This window comes from Enterobacter sp. Ap-1006, assembly GCF_011752835.1.
In the GTDB taxonomy this organism is placed as follows: domain Bacteria; phylum Pseudomonadota; class Gammaproteobacteria; order Enterobacterales; family Enterobacteriaceae; genus Cedecea.
In genome coordinates, this window is sequence record NZ_VWWU01000001.1 from 1,212,798 (window position 1) to 1,227,094 (window position 14,297).

The window sequence follows — 14,297 nt, forward strand, 5'->3', positions numbered from 1 at the left end:
ATGACAACGTTTCATTCCCTGAAAGTGGCACGCATCGAACCCGAAACCGCAGAGGCGGTAGCGATTACCTTTGCGGTGCCGGACGCGCTGCGCGGGCAGTATCGCTTTCGTCCAGGGCAGCATTTAACGCTGAAAGCCCGGCTGGGCGGGGAAGAGCTGCGCCGCTGCTACTCTATTTGCCGCTCTGAGGATCCCGGCGAAATCTGCGTGGCGGTAAAAGCCATTGAAGGCGGCCGTTTTTCACAATATGCGGTCAGCGATTTAACCGCTGGGATGTCGATCGAGGTGATGGTGCCGCAGGGAACGTTTGGCTACCAGCCGGAAGCGGAAACCCGCGGCAACTATCTGGCGCTCGCCGTTGGCTCCGGCATCACGCCGATGCTGGCCATTATCGGCGCCACGCTCGCCACCGAGCCAGAAAGCAGCATGACCCTGGTTTACGGCAACCGCAGCAGCGCCAGCATGATGTTCCGCCAGGCACTGGCCGACCTGAAAGATCGCTACCCGCAGCGCCTGCAGCTGATTTACCTGTTCAGTCAGGAAAGGTCGGACAGCGACCTGCTCAGCGGCCGGCTGGACGGCGAAAAACTGAAGCAGCTTGGCGACCACCTATTGGACGTCAAAGGCTTTGACCGCACGTTTATCTGCGGCCCGCAAAGCATGATGCAGGCCACCGAAACCGCGCTGAAAGAGATGGGCGTCGCGCCTCAGGATATCTACCTCGAACATTTCAACACGCCGGGTATTGCGCCGGGTGCCCGTTCCCGCGCTCAGGCGGCAGGTAAAACCGTTACCCTGCGCCAGGACGGCGTAGATCGCCAGATTACCCTGACCGCCGGGGACGAAAGCATTCTCGACGCGGCCCTGCGCCAGGGCGCGGATCTGCCGTATGCCTGCAAAGGCGGCGTCTGCGCCACCTGCCGCTGCAAGGTGCTGCAGGGCGAAGTGGAAATGGGCGTCAACTACAGCCTGGAGCCGGATCAGCTGGCCGCAGGCTACGTCCTGAGCTGTCAGGCGCTGCCGAAGGGCGACGACGTGGTGCTCGACTTTGACGCGCAGGGGTTGTGATGAGCGAACTTCTTAGCCAGCAAAACGGCCGGGTGTTAACCCTGACGCTGAACCGCCCGCAGGCGCGGAACGCGCTCAACAACGCGCTGCTGACGTTGATTGCCGAAGCGCTCGAAGCTGCGCAGCAGGACGCCGCCATTGGTGCCGTCGTCATTACCGGCAACGAACGTTTTTTTGCTGCCGGAGCCGATCTCAAAGAGATGGCCAGCCGGGATATGCCCGCCACGCTCAACGACCCCCGGCCACAGCTTTGGGCTCGTCTCGAGCGTTTCCCTAAACCCCTGATCGCTGCCGTGAACGGCTATGCGCTCGGGGCTGGCTGCGAGCTGGCGCTGCTGAGCGACATCATCGTGGCCGGGGATAACGCGCGCTTCGGCCTGCCGGAAATTACGCTGGGGATTATGCCCGGCGCGGGCGGCACGCAGCGGCTTATTCGTAGCGTAGGCAAAGCGCTGGCTTACCGCATGGTGCTGAGCGGCGAAGCTATCGACGCGGATCGGGCTTTACGTGCCGGGCTGGTCGCCGAAGTGCATCCCGCAGCCCTGACGCTGGAATACGCCCAGAAGCTTGCCGCCGGTATTGCCCGTCATGCGCCGCTGGCGCTGCAGGCCGCCAAAAATGCGCTTCAACAGGCACAGAACACGGGCCTGAGCCAGGGGCTGCTGCAGGAACGCCAGCTGTTTACGCTGCTCGCCGCCACCGAAGATCGTCGGGAAGGCCTCGCCGCTTTCCTGGAAAAACGACCTGCTGAATTCAAAGGACGTTAATCATGAGTTTTATTGTCAGCGATGTGCAAAACGGGGTGATGACCCTGACCCTCAACCGCCCGGAGCGGCTGAACAGCTTCAACGACGAAATGCATCGCCAACTGGCGGAAATTCTCACCCAGGCCGAGCGGGACGAAACCATCCGCTGCCTGCTAATCACTGGCGCAGGACGCGGCTTCTGTGCCGGGCAGGACCTCAACGATCGCAACGTTGACCCAAGCGGTGACGCCCCGGACCTCGGCTACTCGGTTGAAACGTTTTATAACCCTCTGCTGCGCCGCCTGGCGAAATTGCCGAAGCCGGTGATTGCGGCGGTTAACGGCGTGGCGGCGGGAGCCGGGGCTACGCTGGCGCTGGGCTGCGACATGGTTATCGCCGCGCGTTCAGCAAAATTTATTATGTCTTTCAGCAAGCTGGGGCTGGTGCCCGACTGCGGCGGCACCTGGTTCTTGCCTCGCCTGACCGGGCGGGCGCGTGCCATGGGGCTGGCGTTACTTGGCGACACGCTAACCGCCGAACAGGCGCACGACTGGGGCATGATTTGGCAGGTCGTGGACGACGAGCAGCTCAGCGATACCGCCCGCCAGCTGGCCCAGCACTTTGCCACCCAGCCGACCTTTGGCCTGGGGCTTATCAAGCAGGCGCTTTACGCCTCGGAAATCAACACCCTGGACGCCCAGCTCGACCTGGAGCGCGACTATCAGCGCCTGGCTGGCCGCAGCGAAGATTACCGCGAAGGGGTGTCTGCTTTTCTGGCGAAGCGCCCGGCCACCTTTAAGGGGAAATAAGTATGTTAACTCCTGAGGCCGTGATTGCGGTGATTGGCAGCGGCACCATGGGCGCAGGTATTGCCCAGGTGGCCGCCAGCGCGGGTCATCCGGTGTGGCTGTACGACATTCAGCCCGGCGCAGCAAAGCGTGCGATAGACGGCATTGATACCGTACTCAGCGCCCGCGTAGGCAAAGGCAAACTTGACGAGGCGCTCCGTCAGTCAACGCTTGCCCGGCTGCATCCGGCAGAAACATTGGCAGATTTGGCTCAGGCCGCGCTGGTGATTGAGGCTGCCGCCGAACAAATTGACGTCAAGCAGGCCATCTTCCGCGATTTAGCGGCGGTCTGCGGGGCTGAGACCGTCTTTGCCAGCAATACCTCATCCATTTCTATCACCGCCATCGCCAGCGGCATCAGCCACCCGGCGCGCGTGGTCGGACTGCATTTCTTTAACCCTGCGTCGGTGATGAAACTGGTCGAAGTGGTCAGCGGCCTGGAAACCTCGCCGGAGATCGCCGAGCGGCTTTGCGAGCTGGCTCTGCGCTGGGGAAAACAGCCGGTGCGTTGCCATTCCACGCCGGGCTTTATCGTTAACCGCGTGGCACGGCCTTTTTATGCCGAAGCCTGGCGCGCGCTGGAGGAGCAGGTTGCCCCGGCGGCGGCTATCGATGCCGCGTTACGCGACGGGGCGGGCTTCCCGATGGGGCCGCTGGCGTTAACGGATCTGATAGGTCAGGACGTCAACTTCGCCGTCACCTGCTCGGTGTTTAACGCCTTTTGGCAGGAGCGTCGTTTCCTGCCTTCTCTCACCCAGCAGGAACTGGTGCTTGGCAAGCGGCTGGGCAAGAAAACCGGGCAGGGCGTCTACCGCTGGCCGCTTGAGGTGAAACCGGAGTATCAGCCTAAAGTGCCTGCCGAACTGGCGGCTAAACAGGTCGCTCAGGTCGGCAAAACTCTTGAAATCGACGACATCGCCGTTTCCATAACCAGCGGTATTACGGCCACCGCCATGTCGGCCGAGCTGAAACGCCCGGTAGTGCTGCGGGACAGACTCGCCGAGTCTTCGCTGGAAGTGTTAGCGCCGTCGGCTTCGGTCACGCCTCAGCAGTTGGCGAAGGTCACCCATTACTTCCAGCAGCAGGGCAAACAGGTGCTGGTGATTAACGACTATCCCGGCATGCTGGCCTGGCGCACCGTGGCGATGCTCGCCAACGAGGCGCTGGACGCGCTGCAAAAAGGCGTGGCCGCTGAAGCCGACATCGATACCGCCATGCAGCTCGGCGTGAACTATCCGCACGGGCCGCTGGCCTGGGGAGCCCGGCTGGGCTGGCAAAACATCCTCACGCTGCTGGAAAATCTGCAGCGCCATTACGGCGAAGAACGCTACCGCCCGACCTCTTTACTGCGCCAGCGCGCGCTGCTGGAGAACCAACATGAGCACTAACGCCTGGGATAACGCCCGCGTGATGTACGCGCGGGACAACTGCGCCAGACAGATGGGCATTGAAGTGGTTGAGATGGGCGACGGTTTTGCGCTGCTCACCATGACCATCACTGAGGCCATGCTTAACGGGCACCAGACCTGCCACGGCGGGCAGTTGTTTACGCTCGCCGACACCGCTTTTGCCTACGCCTGCAACAGCCAGGGGCTGGCGGCGGTAGCCTCCGGCTGCAGCATTGAATTTCTGCGTCCCGGCAAGGCAGGGGACCGGCTTAAAGCGGTGGCTCGGGTGCGCCAGCAGGGGCGGCAGACGGGCGTCTACGACATCGAGATCATTAATCAGGACGAGAAGACGCTGGCGCTGTTTCGCGGCCGCGCCCATCGCATCGGGACGACGGTTTCAGGAGAAAAATTATGAGTCAGGCTTTTATTTGCGATGGGGTACGCACCCCGATTGGCCGCTACGGCGGCGCGCTTGCGAGCGTGCGTGCGGATGACCTGGCCGCGCTGCCGCTAAAAGCGCTATTGGCACGCTATCCCACTCTCGACTGGAGCGCCGTAGACGACGTGATTTTTGGCTGCGCGAACCAGGCCGGGGAGGATAACCGCGACGTGGCGCGCATGGCGACGCTGCTGGCCGGTTTACCACAGACTGTGCCGGGCACCACGATCAACCGCCTGTGCGGCTCCGGGCTGGATGCCGTGGGCTTTGCGGCTCGCGCCATCAAAGCCGGTGACGCTCAGCTCATGCTGGCAGGTGGGGTGGAATCCATGTCTCGGGCACCGTTTGTGATGGGCAAAGCCAGCTCGCCGTTCCAGCGCCAGGCCGAGATGTTTGACACCACCATTGGCTGGCGTTTTGTGAACCCGCTCATGGCAGCGCAATTTGGTACTGACAGCATGCCGGAAACGGCAGAGAATGTAGCGGAATTGTTAAAAATAAGCCGTGAAGACCAGGACCGGTTTGCGTTTCGCAGCCAGCAGCGTACCGCTCTCGCGCAGCAGACAGGCATTCTGGCTGAAGAGATTGTGCCGGTCACGCTAAGCGGTCGCAAAGGCGCGGTGACGGAAGTAAGGGAAGACGAGCACCCGCGTGCGGAAACCACGCTTGAACAGCTGGCGGCGCTAAAAACGCCGTTCCGCGCGAACGGCGTCGTGACGGCGGGCAATGCTTCCGGCGTGAACGACGGGGCGGCAGCGCTGCTTATCGCCAGCGAAGCCGCCGCGCTGCAGCACGGCCTGGCGCCTAAGGCGCGCATTGTCGCGATGGCGACGGCGGGCGTGGAGCCTCGCCTGATGGGGCTGGGGCCGGTGCCTGCGGTTCGTAAAGTGCTGGAGATGACCGGATTAAGCATCCACGACATGGATCTGATTGAACTCAACGAAGCCTTCGCCGCGCAGGCGCTCGGCGTGCTTCGCCAACTGGGGCTCCCGGATGATGCCCCGCATGTGAATCCTAACGGCGGCGCGATTGCCCTGGGACACCCGCTGGGGATGAGCGGTGCCAGACTGGCGTTAACGGCCAGCCTGGAGCTGCACCGGCACGGCGGGCGGTATGCCCTTTGCACCATGTGTATCGGTGTGGGTCAGGGCATTGCCCTGGTCCTTGAGCGTGTGAGCTAGTCAAACCTGCGAGTACCCTAATAATGATAACCTCTGAAACTAAGCTGGAACCGATTGAAACCGCATCGCTGGATGAACTTCAGGCCCTGCAGACGCAGCGCCTGAAATGGACGCTGAACCATGCCTACAGCAACGTCCCGATGTATAAGCGCAAATTTGACGCCGTGGGCGTGCACCCTGACGATTTTAAAGAGCTGAAAGATATTCGCCTGTTCCCGTGCACCACCAAGCAGGATCTACGCGATAACTATCCTTTTGACACGTTCGCCGTGCCGATGGAGCAGGTAGTTCGCATTCATGCCTCCTCCGGCACCACGGGCAAACCTACCGTTGTGGGCTACACCCAAAACGACATTGATACCTGGGCTAACCTCGTGGCGCGATCGCTGCGTGCCGCAGGCGGAACGCCAAAGGATAAAATTCACGTCTCCTACGGCTACGGGTTGTTTACCGGCGGGCTGGGGGCGCACTACGGCGCAGAGCGCCTCGGGGCGACAGTGATCCCGATGTCCGGCGGCCAGACGGAAAAACAGGCGCAGCTGATCCGTGATTTTAAACCGGACATGATCATGGTCACGCCGTCCTGGTGCCTGAACCTGATTGAAGAGCTGGAACGGCAGATGGGCGGCGACGCCAGCGGCTGCTCGCTCCGCGTCGGGGTCTTTGGTGCGGAGCCGTGGACCAAAGCGATGCGGGCGGAAATCGAACGTCGCTTGGGCATTACCGCGCTGGACATCTACGGCCTGTCGGAAGTGATGGGGCCGGGCGTGGCAATGGAATGCCTGGAATCCCGGGATGGCCCGACGATTTGGGAAGACCATTTCTACCCGGAAATCGTTGACCCGCAGAGCGGTGTTCCGCTGGACGACGGCGAGCACGGCGAACTGCTGTTCACCACGCTGACCAAAGAGGCGCTGCCGGTGATCCGCTACCGTACCCGCGATTTAACGCGCCTGCTGCCGGGCAGCGCTCGTACCATGCGCCGAATGGATCAGATAACCGGCCGTTCAGACGATATGCTGATTATCCGGGGCGTGAATGTGTTCCCGTCCCAGCTGGAAGAGGAGATCCTGAAATTCCAGCACCTGGCGCCGCATTATCAGCTGGAGGTGCATCGTCGCGGGCACCTGGATACCCTGGCGATCAAGGTGGAACTGAAGGAAAGCAGCCTGTATCTCAGCCACGAACAGCGCTGCGCGGTTTGCCATGAGCTGCGCCACCGCATTAAGTCGATGGTGGGGATTTCAACGGATATCACCATCGTGAACTGCGGCAGCCTGCCGCGTTCAGAAGGAAAAGCTATCCGGGTGTGCGATCTTCGTCAGGCGGCGAATCATTAATCATCCGTGACGGTTTCACTTAAGCGTGCCGGTGGATCATATTTCCCCGGCACGTTTGCCTGCCTGCAATCAGTTATACGGCTCGCCCAGGGTCAGCATCAGACGGTTGGCCCATGCGAAAAAGGCCGTGGACTGCACCAAATCCAACAACTCAAGCTCGCTTAATCCCAGTTCCCTCAGGGCATGTATCTGTTGCGCATTGGCGCTTGCCGGAGTGGCGGATAATGCCGCCGAAAAATTAATTTCTGCCTGCCAGCGAGGGGATTGCCCGTCGCCCAGCGCCCCACCAGGTTCGATGGCCAGTAGACGTTCAATCGCTTCGTTATGTTTTGACAGCTGGCTGGCCTTGCGGGCGTGCACGGAGGCGCAGTAAATGCAGCCGTTGATCTTGCTGGCAACCGTGGCGGCAAGTTCGCGCTCGGCGCGGGGCAAACCGCCCGGCGTATAGAAAATGCCTTTATCGGTGAGCGTGCGTTGTTCCAGCACCGGCAGATTGCGGCCCAGCAGGCGGAAATAATCCGAGTCCTGGTGCCCAAAACGTTTCAGGGTTTCCTGCTGTTCCGGGGCGAATTCCGCGTAAGGCAGGGCGGCTATCCAGGGTTCCCAGTTAAGCTCGGCCTGGGTAAATGTCACCGGGGCGGATTTGCCGCTGGCGGTTAACGGCTGGCGGTGCCACTCGCCGGCGGCGGGAATGCGAACCTGTTCACCGTCAACCGGTTGGCCGCCAATCAGGCGCAGGCCGCGCAGCAGTCGGCTCTGGAAGGCCACGAAGCCAATAATTTGTGACAGTGTCACCACTTCTTCTTCGCTAAAGCCCGCCTGAATCAGCGTCTGGACGTCCTGCGGGCCTGCCTGCACCGGCTGGAAACTCAGTCTTTCGGCATGATCGAGTAAAGCGCTAAAGCGTTCGCTGGCGGGTTGGCCAGCCAGACGCTGGGCGTAATGGTCCGTGAGCCGGGCATCGTCGTGCCAGTCTGCCACTCGCCTCGCGAGATGCAGCCTTTCTGGCAGGCTCAGGCCACTTGAACTGGCCTCACCGAAAAGCGCCTCATAGCTGCCCTGCGCGTGGGCTGTGGCGGCCTCGCGGATTTCACGCGCTTTTGCAAGCGCGGTGCCGGGAATAACGCCCGCCAGATGATTGAGCAAATCCGAATGACTCATAATGACTCCTTAGACAATGACGAGGTAGAGGTTGGGCGGGCGCTGCTGCGAACCCAGCCGAGCGCCGGGGCAACCTGCTGCGCCAGCAGTTCAATAGAACGCAAAATGTAGGCATGCGGCGGATCGATGGAGTGCACCTGGAACGAAAGGTCGGTCACGCGCTGGAGCGTGCTGTCGCGCGTCAGGGAGGCAATGACCTGCTGCGGCGTGCCCAGGTGAACGTCAAACGAGGCAATATGGCTATCCAGGGTATCGCCCGGCACCGGATGCCCCTGCGCCCGGTGCTGCTCTGCCTGCTGGCGCAGACCTTTGGCCGCTAGCTGCCTTGCCAGCTCGCCGTCGTCGGTGACAAAACCGGTTCTGGAGCCGAGGATGCGAGGTTCAACGCCGTCGGGCAAGGCGTCCAGATAGGCATCGATGATCGGGTTTTGTATCTCATCCAGCGGGGTATCCAGCGCGTCGGCCTGGCGAGGCTGAGTGCGGGAAAGCATCAGCCCGTCGCCCGCTTTTCCAGCCCGCGCGCCGCCGTCAACGGAAAAAGTCGCCTGCCAGATGCGGTTTTTTAGCTGCGGGGAGGCCGGGTAAAGATGGTTATCCGTGCCCGCCAGCGGCTCGTCGTTCAGGGCTGAGCGCAGCAATGAGAGGTTGTCGGCGTAAATTTTGCCCCTTTCCGCGCTTTGTAACCCAAATGCCGGAAAGGAGCCCGGTGTGCCGCCGGAGCCGACGCCAAGTTCAAAGCGCCCGCCGCTCAGCAGATCTAGGACAACCGCGTCTTCGGCCACGCGCAGCGCGGATTCCATCGGCAGGGTAATAATCCCTGTGCCAAGGCGGATGCGCCGGGTATGGGCCGCCACGTGGCTGAGAAACACCAGCGGGGCGGGAAGGCCGCCTTCGGCTTCGTGGAAGTGGTGCTGCGCCACCCAGGCGGCATCAAAACCGTGCCATTCGGCGTGAATAATTTGTTCCGTTGCCAGCCGGTAGCGTTCGGCTGCCGGGGCATGGTCAAGCAGGCGGGTAAAAAAGCCCAGTCGTTTAATGGTCATGCAACGTCCTTATGGCCAAAGCCAATATCGGGAATAGCGTTCAGCAACTGCCAGGTGTAATCGCTGGCCGGGGCGTTAAATACGTCGGCAATCGGGCCGTTATCCACCAGTTCTCCGGCGCGCAGCACCGAAACGCTGTGGGCCAGCTGGCGCACGGTGGCGAGGTCGTGGGAGATAAACAGGTAAGTCAGGCCGAGCTGCTGCTGCAGATCGTCGAGCAGGCGCAGAATTTGTGCCTGTACCGTGACATCCAGCGCAGAGGTGGCCTCATCCAGCACCAGAATTTGTGGCTCAAGAATCAGCGAGCGGGCTATAGCCACGCGCTGCCGCTGCCCGCCGGAAAGCTCACGAGGTTTGCGGGTCAACGCCTCCAGCGGGAGCGCCACGCGTTCGGTAATCGCCTCTACTTTGGCGCGCCGCTCGGCCTTCGACAGCTTGCCGAAGTTAAGCAGTGGCTCCTCGATGATGCGAAAGAGCGTCTGGCTCGGATCGAGCGAGGCAAAGGGGTTCTGGTACACCAGCTGAATTTTCTGCCGGAGCTGGCGGCGCGCTTCCGGGCTGAGATCGGTGGTGTCGATGCCGTCGATCAGCACTTGCCCGCTGTCCGGCTTCTGGAAGCCAAGCAGAATGCGCGCCAGCGTGGATTTACCTGAGCCTGACTCGCCAACCAGCGCGTGGGTGGTGCCTTTGGCTACGGTAAATGACACGTTGTCCAGAGCCCGGAGCGTCTGGTCAGTGCCTCTCCCCAGGGAGAAGTGCTGGCTTAGGTTACGGATTTCGATGGCCGCCGTTTGCGGGGCGCGTAAAGGCCAGGCTCGCAGCGTGCGCGACAGCCCTGGCGCATCGGCAAACAGCTGGCGGGTATAAGGATTTTTAGGCTGCTTAACCACATTAGCCGTCGGGCCAGCCTCCTGGATTCGCCCGTCGCGGAATACCAGAATACGGTCGGAACGCTGGGCGGCCAGCGCCAGGTCGTGTGTCACAAACAGCACCGCCGTACCGGACTCGCGCCGCAGAGTATCCAACAAATCAAGAATGCGTTTCTGCACCGTAACGTCCAGCGCGCTGGTGGGCTCATCAGCGATAATCAGCGCGGGTTTCAGGGCGATAGCCATGGCGATCAGCACCCGCTGCTTCATCCCGCCGGAAAGCTGGTGCGGATATTGCCCCGCGCGCTGCGCCGGGTGACTCAAGCCCACTTTTTCTAGCAGGGCCACAACCTGGCTTTCCCGCTCGGCTTTAGGCAACCGCGTGTGAAGTTTCAGCACCTCTGCCACCTGTTCGCCGATGGTTTTTACCGGATTCAGGGAACTGCCCGGATCCTGCGGGATCAGGCTGATGCTGGCTCCTCGCAGGGCATCGAGCTGGCGTTCAGACCAGCGGCTGATGGCTTCCCCGTTGAGCTGAATTTCACCGGATTCAATTACGCCGTTGTCGCCCAGCAGCCCAATAATCGACTGGGCGAGGGTGGTTTTCCCTGAGCCGGATTCGCCCACAATCGCCAGCACCTCGCCAGCGTTCAGGCTAAAGGAGGCGTTATGCACCACGCGTTTGTTACCGCCGCGCTGGCGCCAGGCGATGCTCAGGTCGGTGATTTTTAGCAGCGGTGTATTCATGACGATCTCCGGGCAAAATGGTGGCTAAGACGGTTGACGGCAAGCACGACGGCCACGACAACCACGCCGGGGAAGGTGGAAAGCCACCAGGCCGTTGCCAGATAGTTCCTACCTTCGGCAATCAACAGGCCCCATTCCGGCGTTGGCGGCGGCGTGCCATAACCCAGAAAACTCAGCGTAGACAGCGCCAGAATGGCGGAGCCGAACTGCAGCGCGGCAAAGGCGAACACGGAGGTCAAAGCATTCGGCAAAATATGGCGCCACAGCACCTGCAGGAAGGTGCCGCCGCTGCCGACCGCCGCCTCGACGTAATCGCTGTGGCGAATACGAACCACTTCCGCGCGGGCGAGGCGGGTAAAGTTCGCAATAGACGTCACGCCCACCGCGATGGCGGCGTTTACGGTGCCGAATCCAAGCAGAATAATCACACTGAGCGACAGCAGCAGACCGGGGATCGCCAGCAGGACATCCACGCCTCGCATGAGCGCGTGTTCCGTTTTGCCGCCGGTTGCCCCGGCCAGGACGCCAAGTGCAGTGCCGACCACCAGCCCGAGCGCGACCGCGACCAGCGCGCCGGAAAGCGAATGCGATGCGCCCCAGACGATTCGCGCGTAGAGATCGCGGCCAAGCTGATCGGTGCCCAGCCAGTGTCCGGCCTGAGGTGCAAGGCGCTGCGCGCCCGGGACGCCTTCGGTTGGGCTCCACTGAGTGAATAGCGCCGGGAACAATGCCCAAAGCGCGACAATAATCAGCGTTAACCAGGCCAGCCAAAGACCGGGCTGAACGTTAGCGCGCAGGCCCGAAAAGCGGCTTACCGCCCGGCGCGGCAGCGGGGTATTGATATCAACAGTCGTCATGCGGTGACTCCCCGAATAGACTTAAGGCGCGGATCGAGCAGGGGATAAAGCACATCCACCAGCAGATTAATGACCACGAAGCTCAGGGCGGAGATCATCACCACCGCCTGCAGCACGGCGACATCCTGATTATTCACCGCCCGCTGCGTCAGCTGGCCCAGGCCGTTGAGGCCAAAGACGGTTTCGGTGATAAGCGCCCCGGCAATCAACTCGCCCAGCAGCAAACCGGCCACGGTCAGCACCGGCAACAGGGCGTTGCGCGCCACGTGCCGCCACAGTACCCCTGCGCGGCTGCCGCCTTTTGCCCTGGCAACGGCGACGTACGGCTGAGTCAGCACCTGGTCGATATTTCGCATCAGCAGCTGGGCCAGCGGGGCGCTAATGGGCACCGCAAGCGTGGCGACCGGCAAAATCAGCCCCTGCCAGAAGCCGGGATTGATCACCGGGATCAGCCGCCACTGGAAGGAAAACAGCTGGATAAGCGCAATGCCGAGCCAAAACGTCGGGACGGCAATGAACAGCGCCGGAAGGTTGGCAAAGAGCGCTCTCAGCCAGCGAAGCGGGGCGAGGGTTGAGGCCGCTGAAATGCCCACGGCAAGAATAATTGCGGCGGCAAAACCCAGCCCGGCCAGCCGCAGCGTCGAAGGAAGGTTGGCGGCAATCAGCTGGCTGACGGACACTCCAGCCTCGATGGAGTAGCCAAACTCACCGCGCAGCATATGGTCGAGCGTCGTCAAATATTGCTGCCAGAGCGGGGTGCTTTCGCCATAGATCACCCGCATCTCCTGAATTTGTTCGGCACTCAGGCCGAGATCCGGGTTCTGGAATTTGATCAGGACGGCATCGCCCGGCAAGAGCTGCAGAAGAATGAACGACACGCTATAGGCCGCCCACAGTACCAGCAACGCCTGGGCTATGCGCCCGGCCAGATAACGTGTCATGGTTGCCCCTTAGTGTTTTTCAAGCCAGGCGGCATAGAACGACGGGCGTCCGACCGCTTCAAACGCCACGCCTTTCAGCCACGGCGCACCGGCAAAGACCTGCGGCTCTTCAAAGATCGGGATGACGTAGGCCTGGTCGATAAGATAGCACTGGGCATCGCCCGCCAGCGCCAGGCGCTTCTGCGGATCCACTTCGGAAGAGATCCCCACCAGCAGGGCGTTCAGCTTGTCGTCGGTAAACTGGGAGGCGGCGCTGAGGCCGCCTTTTTGCAGCAGGGCATCGCGGTTGGCCGGATGGAGCTGGCTTTTGATCACGTCCGGGTCAGCGCGACCCACTTCGATGACGTTAACCCCGGTTTTCTGCGGATCGTTGGTATCCAGCACCCGGCTACCGGCATCCCCGGCGCGCACGCTCAGGCCCACGCCGATTTGCTTCCACTGCTGGGCAACCAGCTGTAGCACTTCTTTGTTCTGCGGCTGCGGCAGGGATTCGTAAATGGTCAGCGCCAGCGTCTTGCCGTCTTTCTGGCGAATGCCGTTGCTGCCTTTTTTCCATCCGGCTTCATCAAGCAGTTTGTTTGCCAGCGCCGGGTCATATTTCAGCTTGTCGCGCAGGTCAACATAGCCCGCTGCGGTGCTGGCGATCACCGACGTGGCAACCGGATAGTTGGCGGAAAACAGGGTGTCGACAACCTGCTGAGCGTTGGTGCCGTGCAGCAGCGCCTGACGAACTTTGACGTCAGCGACCAGCGGGTTATCCGGGCGCAGCGCTATGCCGTCGTTCACGCCTCGGGTCGGGGCGGCGTAAATGGGGAACTTCTGATCGGTGGCCTGTTTTTCGTCATAGGCCTGCACCTGGCGAATAAAGTCCGCCTGGCCCGCCAGCAGCGCGCCGATGCGTACGCTGTCCTCCGGCGTCACCAGAATCTTAATGCCGTCGAGGTTAGCTGGCCCCTGCTGCGGGCTGTTTTTCGGCCCCCACTGGTAGTCTTTCCGCGCGACCAGATCGACTTCCCGGCCCAGGGTTTCGTTTTGCACCACGAACGGGCCGGAACCGATGATGTTGCGGGCATCGCCCAGCTCGTCAAAGGTGCGCGACAGCGTTTTCAGGGAAACCAGGCCGGAGCCGATGGTTGCCGTGCCCTGTAAAAATCCCGGTGACGGTTTTTTGAAGAAAAATTTGACGGTCAGCGGGTCAACAACCTCGCTATGGTCGTAGTTGTTGATCACCTCAGATACCGGCAGGCGCAGGGCTTTGTTACCGAGGCCGTAGGTATCAAAGTTTTTGGCCACGGCACTGGCATCCAGAGGGGTGCCGTCGGAGAAAGTCACGCCAGGGCGCAGCTTGAAGGTGTATTCGGTTTTGTCGGCATTGCTGGTCCAGGATTCGGCGATCCACGGTTCCACTTCCAGCGTTTTGGGGTTTTGCCAGGTCAGTTTGTCGGTAATTTGGTTCAGGATGCCGCCGTTAGGGTAAAAGCCCCCGGCCGGAGGATAAAGGTTAGTGTGAGCCTGTTGTTCCAGGTAGACCAATTCCCCGCCTTTTACCGGGGCGGCGCTGGGGCTGAAAGCAGCAAAGGCTGCTGCTAATGCCAGACCGCGAGCGATCGTATTCTGGCGAGGCGATGATGGCATGGTGTTATCCTTTATTGTCTGATTGTTAGCGGCG

13 protein-coding genes are annotated in these 14,297 nt (G+C 61.5%); 7 read left to right on the forward strand and 6 right to left on the reverse strand.

Features of this window, described 5'->3' with window-relative positions:
- The 7 genes from paaE to paaK are packed head-to-tail and all read left to right on the forward strand — an operon-like array spanning position 1 to position 7,010.
- The gene (gene paaE / locus F3J28_RS05550; RefSeq protein WP_166873531.1) at positions 1-1,068 is read left to right on the forward strand and encodes a 1,2-phenylacetyl-CoA epoxidase subunit PaaE; all 1,068 of its coding nucleotides are present in this window, start codon (positions 1-3) and stop codon (positions 1,066-1,068) included.
- Positions 1,068-1,835 (forward strand): 2,3-dehydroadipyl-CoA hydratase PaaF, encoded by a 768-nt coding sequence (gene paaF / locus F3J28_RS05555; RefSeq protein WP_166873533.1) that lies wholly within the window; start codon positions 1,068-1,070, stop codon positions 1,833-1,835. The genes paaE and paaF overlap by 1 nt, the downstream gene beginning before the upstream one ends.
- Positions 1,835-2,623: a 2-(1,2-epoxy-1,2-dihydrophenyl)acetyl-CoA isomerase PaaG gene (gene paaG, locus F3J28_RS05560; protein WP_166874455.1), complete on the forward strand. Its 789-nt coding sequence runs from the start codon at positions 1,835-1,837 to the stop codon at positions 2,621-2,623. Before paaF ends, paaG begins: the two co-directional genes overlap by 1 nt.
- A 2-nt stretch (positions 2,624-2,625) precedes the next feature.
- Positions 2,626-4,050: a 3-hydroxyacyl-CoA dehydrogenase gene (locus tag F3J28_RS05565; protein ID WP_166873536.1), complete on the forward strand. Its 1,425-nt coding sequence runs from the start codon at positions 2,626-2,628 to the stop codon at positions 4,048-4,050.
- Complete coding sequence (gene paaI / locus F3J28_RS05570; RefSeq protein WP_008461417.1) at positions 4,040-4,465, forward strand: hydroxyphenylacetyl-CoA thioesterase PaaI; 426 nt, start codon at positions 4,040-4,042, stop codon at positions 4,463-4,465. The genes F3J28_RS05565 and paaI overlap by 11 nt, the downstream gene beginning before the upstream one ends.
- The gene (gene pcaF, locus F3J28_RS05575) at positions 4,462-5,670 is read left to right on the forward strand and encodes a 3-oxoadipyl-CoA thiolase (RefSeq protein ID WP_166873539.1); all 1,209 of its coding nucleotides are present in this window, start codon (positions 4,462-4,464) and stop codon (positions 5,668-5,670) included. Before paaI ends, pcaF begins: the two co-directional genes overlap by 4 nt.
- Before the next feature lie 23 nt (positions 5,671-5,693).
- Positions 5,694-7,010, forward strand: coding sequence for a phenylacetate--CoA ligase PaaK (gene paaK / locus F3J28_RS05580; RefSeq protein WP_166873542.1), 1,317 nt, complete (start codon positions 5,694-5,696; stop codon positions 7,008-7,010).
- A 69-nt stretch (positions 7,011-7,079) separates the two neighbouring features.
- On the opposite strand, the gene F3J28_RS05585 is transcribed toward paaK, so the two are convergent.
- From F3J28_RS05585 to F3J28_RS05610, 6 genes are read right to left on the reverse strand one after another with little or no spacing between them, the layout of a single operon-like run.
- The gene (locus F3J28_RS05585) at positions 7,080-8,171 is read right to left on the reverse strand and encodes an alkylhydroperoxidase domain protein (protein ID WP_166873545.1); all 1,092 of its coding nucleotides are present in this window, start codon (positions 8,169-8,171) and stop codon (positions 7,080-7,082) included.
- On the reverse strand, positions 8,168-9,214 hold the full coding sequence (locus tag F3J28_RS05590; protein WP_166873550.1) for a putative FMN-dependent luciferase-like monooxygenase: 1,047 nt from the start codon (positions 9,212-9,214) through the stop codon (positions 8,168-8,170). Before F3J28_RS05590 ends, F3J28_RS05585 begins: the two co-directional genes overlap by 4 nt.
- Complete coding sequence (locus tag F3J28_RS05595) at positions 9,211-10,830, reverse strand: dipeptide ABC transporter ATP-binding protein (RefSeq protein ID WP_166873553.1); 1,620 nt, start codon at positions 10,828-10,830, stop codon at positions 9,211-9,213. Before F3J28_RS05595 ends, F3J28_RS05590 begins: the two co-directional genes overlap by 4 nt.
- The gene (locus tag F3J28_RS05600; RefSeq protein WP_166863704.1) at positions 10,827-11,687 is read right to left on the reverse strand and encodes an ABC transporter permease; all 861 of its coding nucleotides are present in this window, start codon (positions 11,685-11,687) and stop codon (positions 10,827-10,829) included. Before F3J28_RS05600 ends, F3J28_RS05595 begins: the two co-directional genes overlap by 4 nt.
- Positions 11,684-12,628 carry an ABC transporter permease gene (locus tag F3J28_RS05605; protein WP_166873556.1) on the reverse strand — a complete coding sequence of 315 codons (945 nt, stop codon included), beginning with the start codon at positions 12,626-12,628 and terminating at the stop codon, positions 11,684-11,686. The genes F3J28_RS05600 and F3J28_RS05605 overlap by 4 nt, the downstream gene beginning before the upstream one ends.
- A gap of 9 nt (positions 12,629-12,637) precedes the next feature.
- The gene (locus F3J28_RS05610) at positions 12,638-14,263 is read right to left on the reverse strand and encodes a TIGR04028 family ABC transporter substrate-binding protein (RefSeq protein ID WP_166873558.1); all 1,626 of its coding nucleotides are present in this window, start codon (positions 14,261-14,263) and stop codon (positions 12,638-12,640) included.
- Between the last annotated feature and the right edge of the window lie 34 nt (positions 14,264-14,297).

Excerpts from the sequence above, each read along its gene's own strand:
- paaE (WP_166873531.1), top strand. The coding sequence starts at position 1 with ATGACAACGTTTCATTCCCTGAAAGTGGCACGCATCGAACCCGAAACC.
- paaF (WP_166873533.1), top strand. The coding sequence starts at position 1,068 with ATGAGCGAACTTCTTAGCCAGCAAAACGGCCGGGTGTTAACCCTGACG.
- F3J28_RS05565 (WP_166873536.1), top strand. The coding sequence starts at position 2,626 with ATGTTAACTCCTGAGGCCGTGATTGCGGTGATTGGCAGCGGCACCATG.
- paaI (WP_008461417.1), top strand. The coding sequence starts at position 4,040 with ATGAGCACTAACGCCTGGGATAACGCCCGCGTGATGTACGCGCGGGAC.
- pcaF (WP_166873539.1), top strand. The coding sequence starts at position 4,462 with ATGAGTCAGGCTTTTATTTGCGATGGGGTACGCACCCCGATTGGCCGC.
- paaK (WP_166873542.1), top strand. The coding sequence starts at position 5,694 with ATGATAACCTCTGAAACTAAGCTGGAACCGATTGAAACCGCATCGCTG.
- F3J28_RS05585 (WP_166873545.1), bottom strand. The coding sequence starts at position 8,171 with ATGAGTCATTCGGATTTGCTCAATCATCTGGCGGGCGTTATTCCCGGC.
- F3J28_RS05590 (WP_166873550.1), bottom strand. The coding sequence starts at position 9,214 with ATGACCATTAAACGACTGGGCTTTTTTACCCGCCTGCTTGACCATGCC.
- F3J28_RS05595 (WP_166873553.1), bottom strand. The coding sequence starts at position 10,830 with ATGAATACACCGCTGCTAAAAATCACCGACCTGAGCATCGCCTGGCGC.
- F3J28_RS05600 (WP_166863704.1), bottom strand. The coding sequence starts at position 11,687 with ATGACGACTGTTGATATCAATACCCCGCTGCCGCGCCGGGCGGTAAGC.
- F3J28_RS05605 (WP_166873556.1), bottom strand. The coding sequence starts at position 12,628 with ATGACACGTTATCTGGCCGGGCGCATAGCCCAGGCGTTGCTGGTACTG.
- F3J28_RS05610 (WP_166873558.1), bottom strand. The coding sequence starts at position 14,263 with ATGCCATCATCGCCTCGCCAGAATACGATCGCTCGCGGTCTGGCATTA.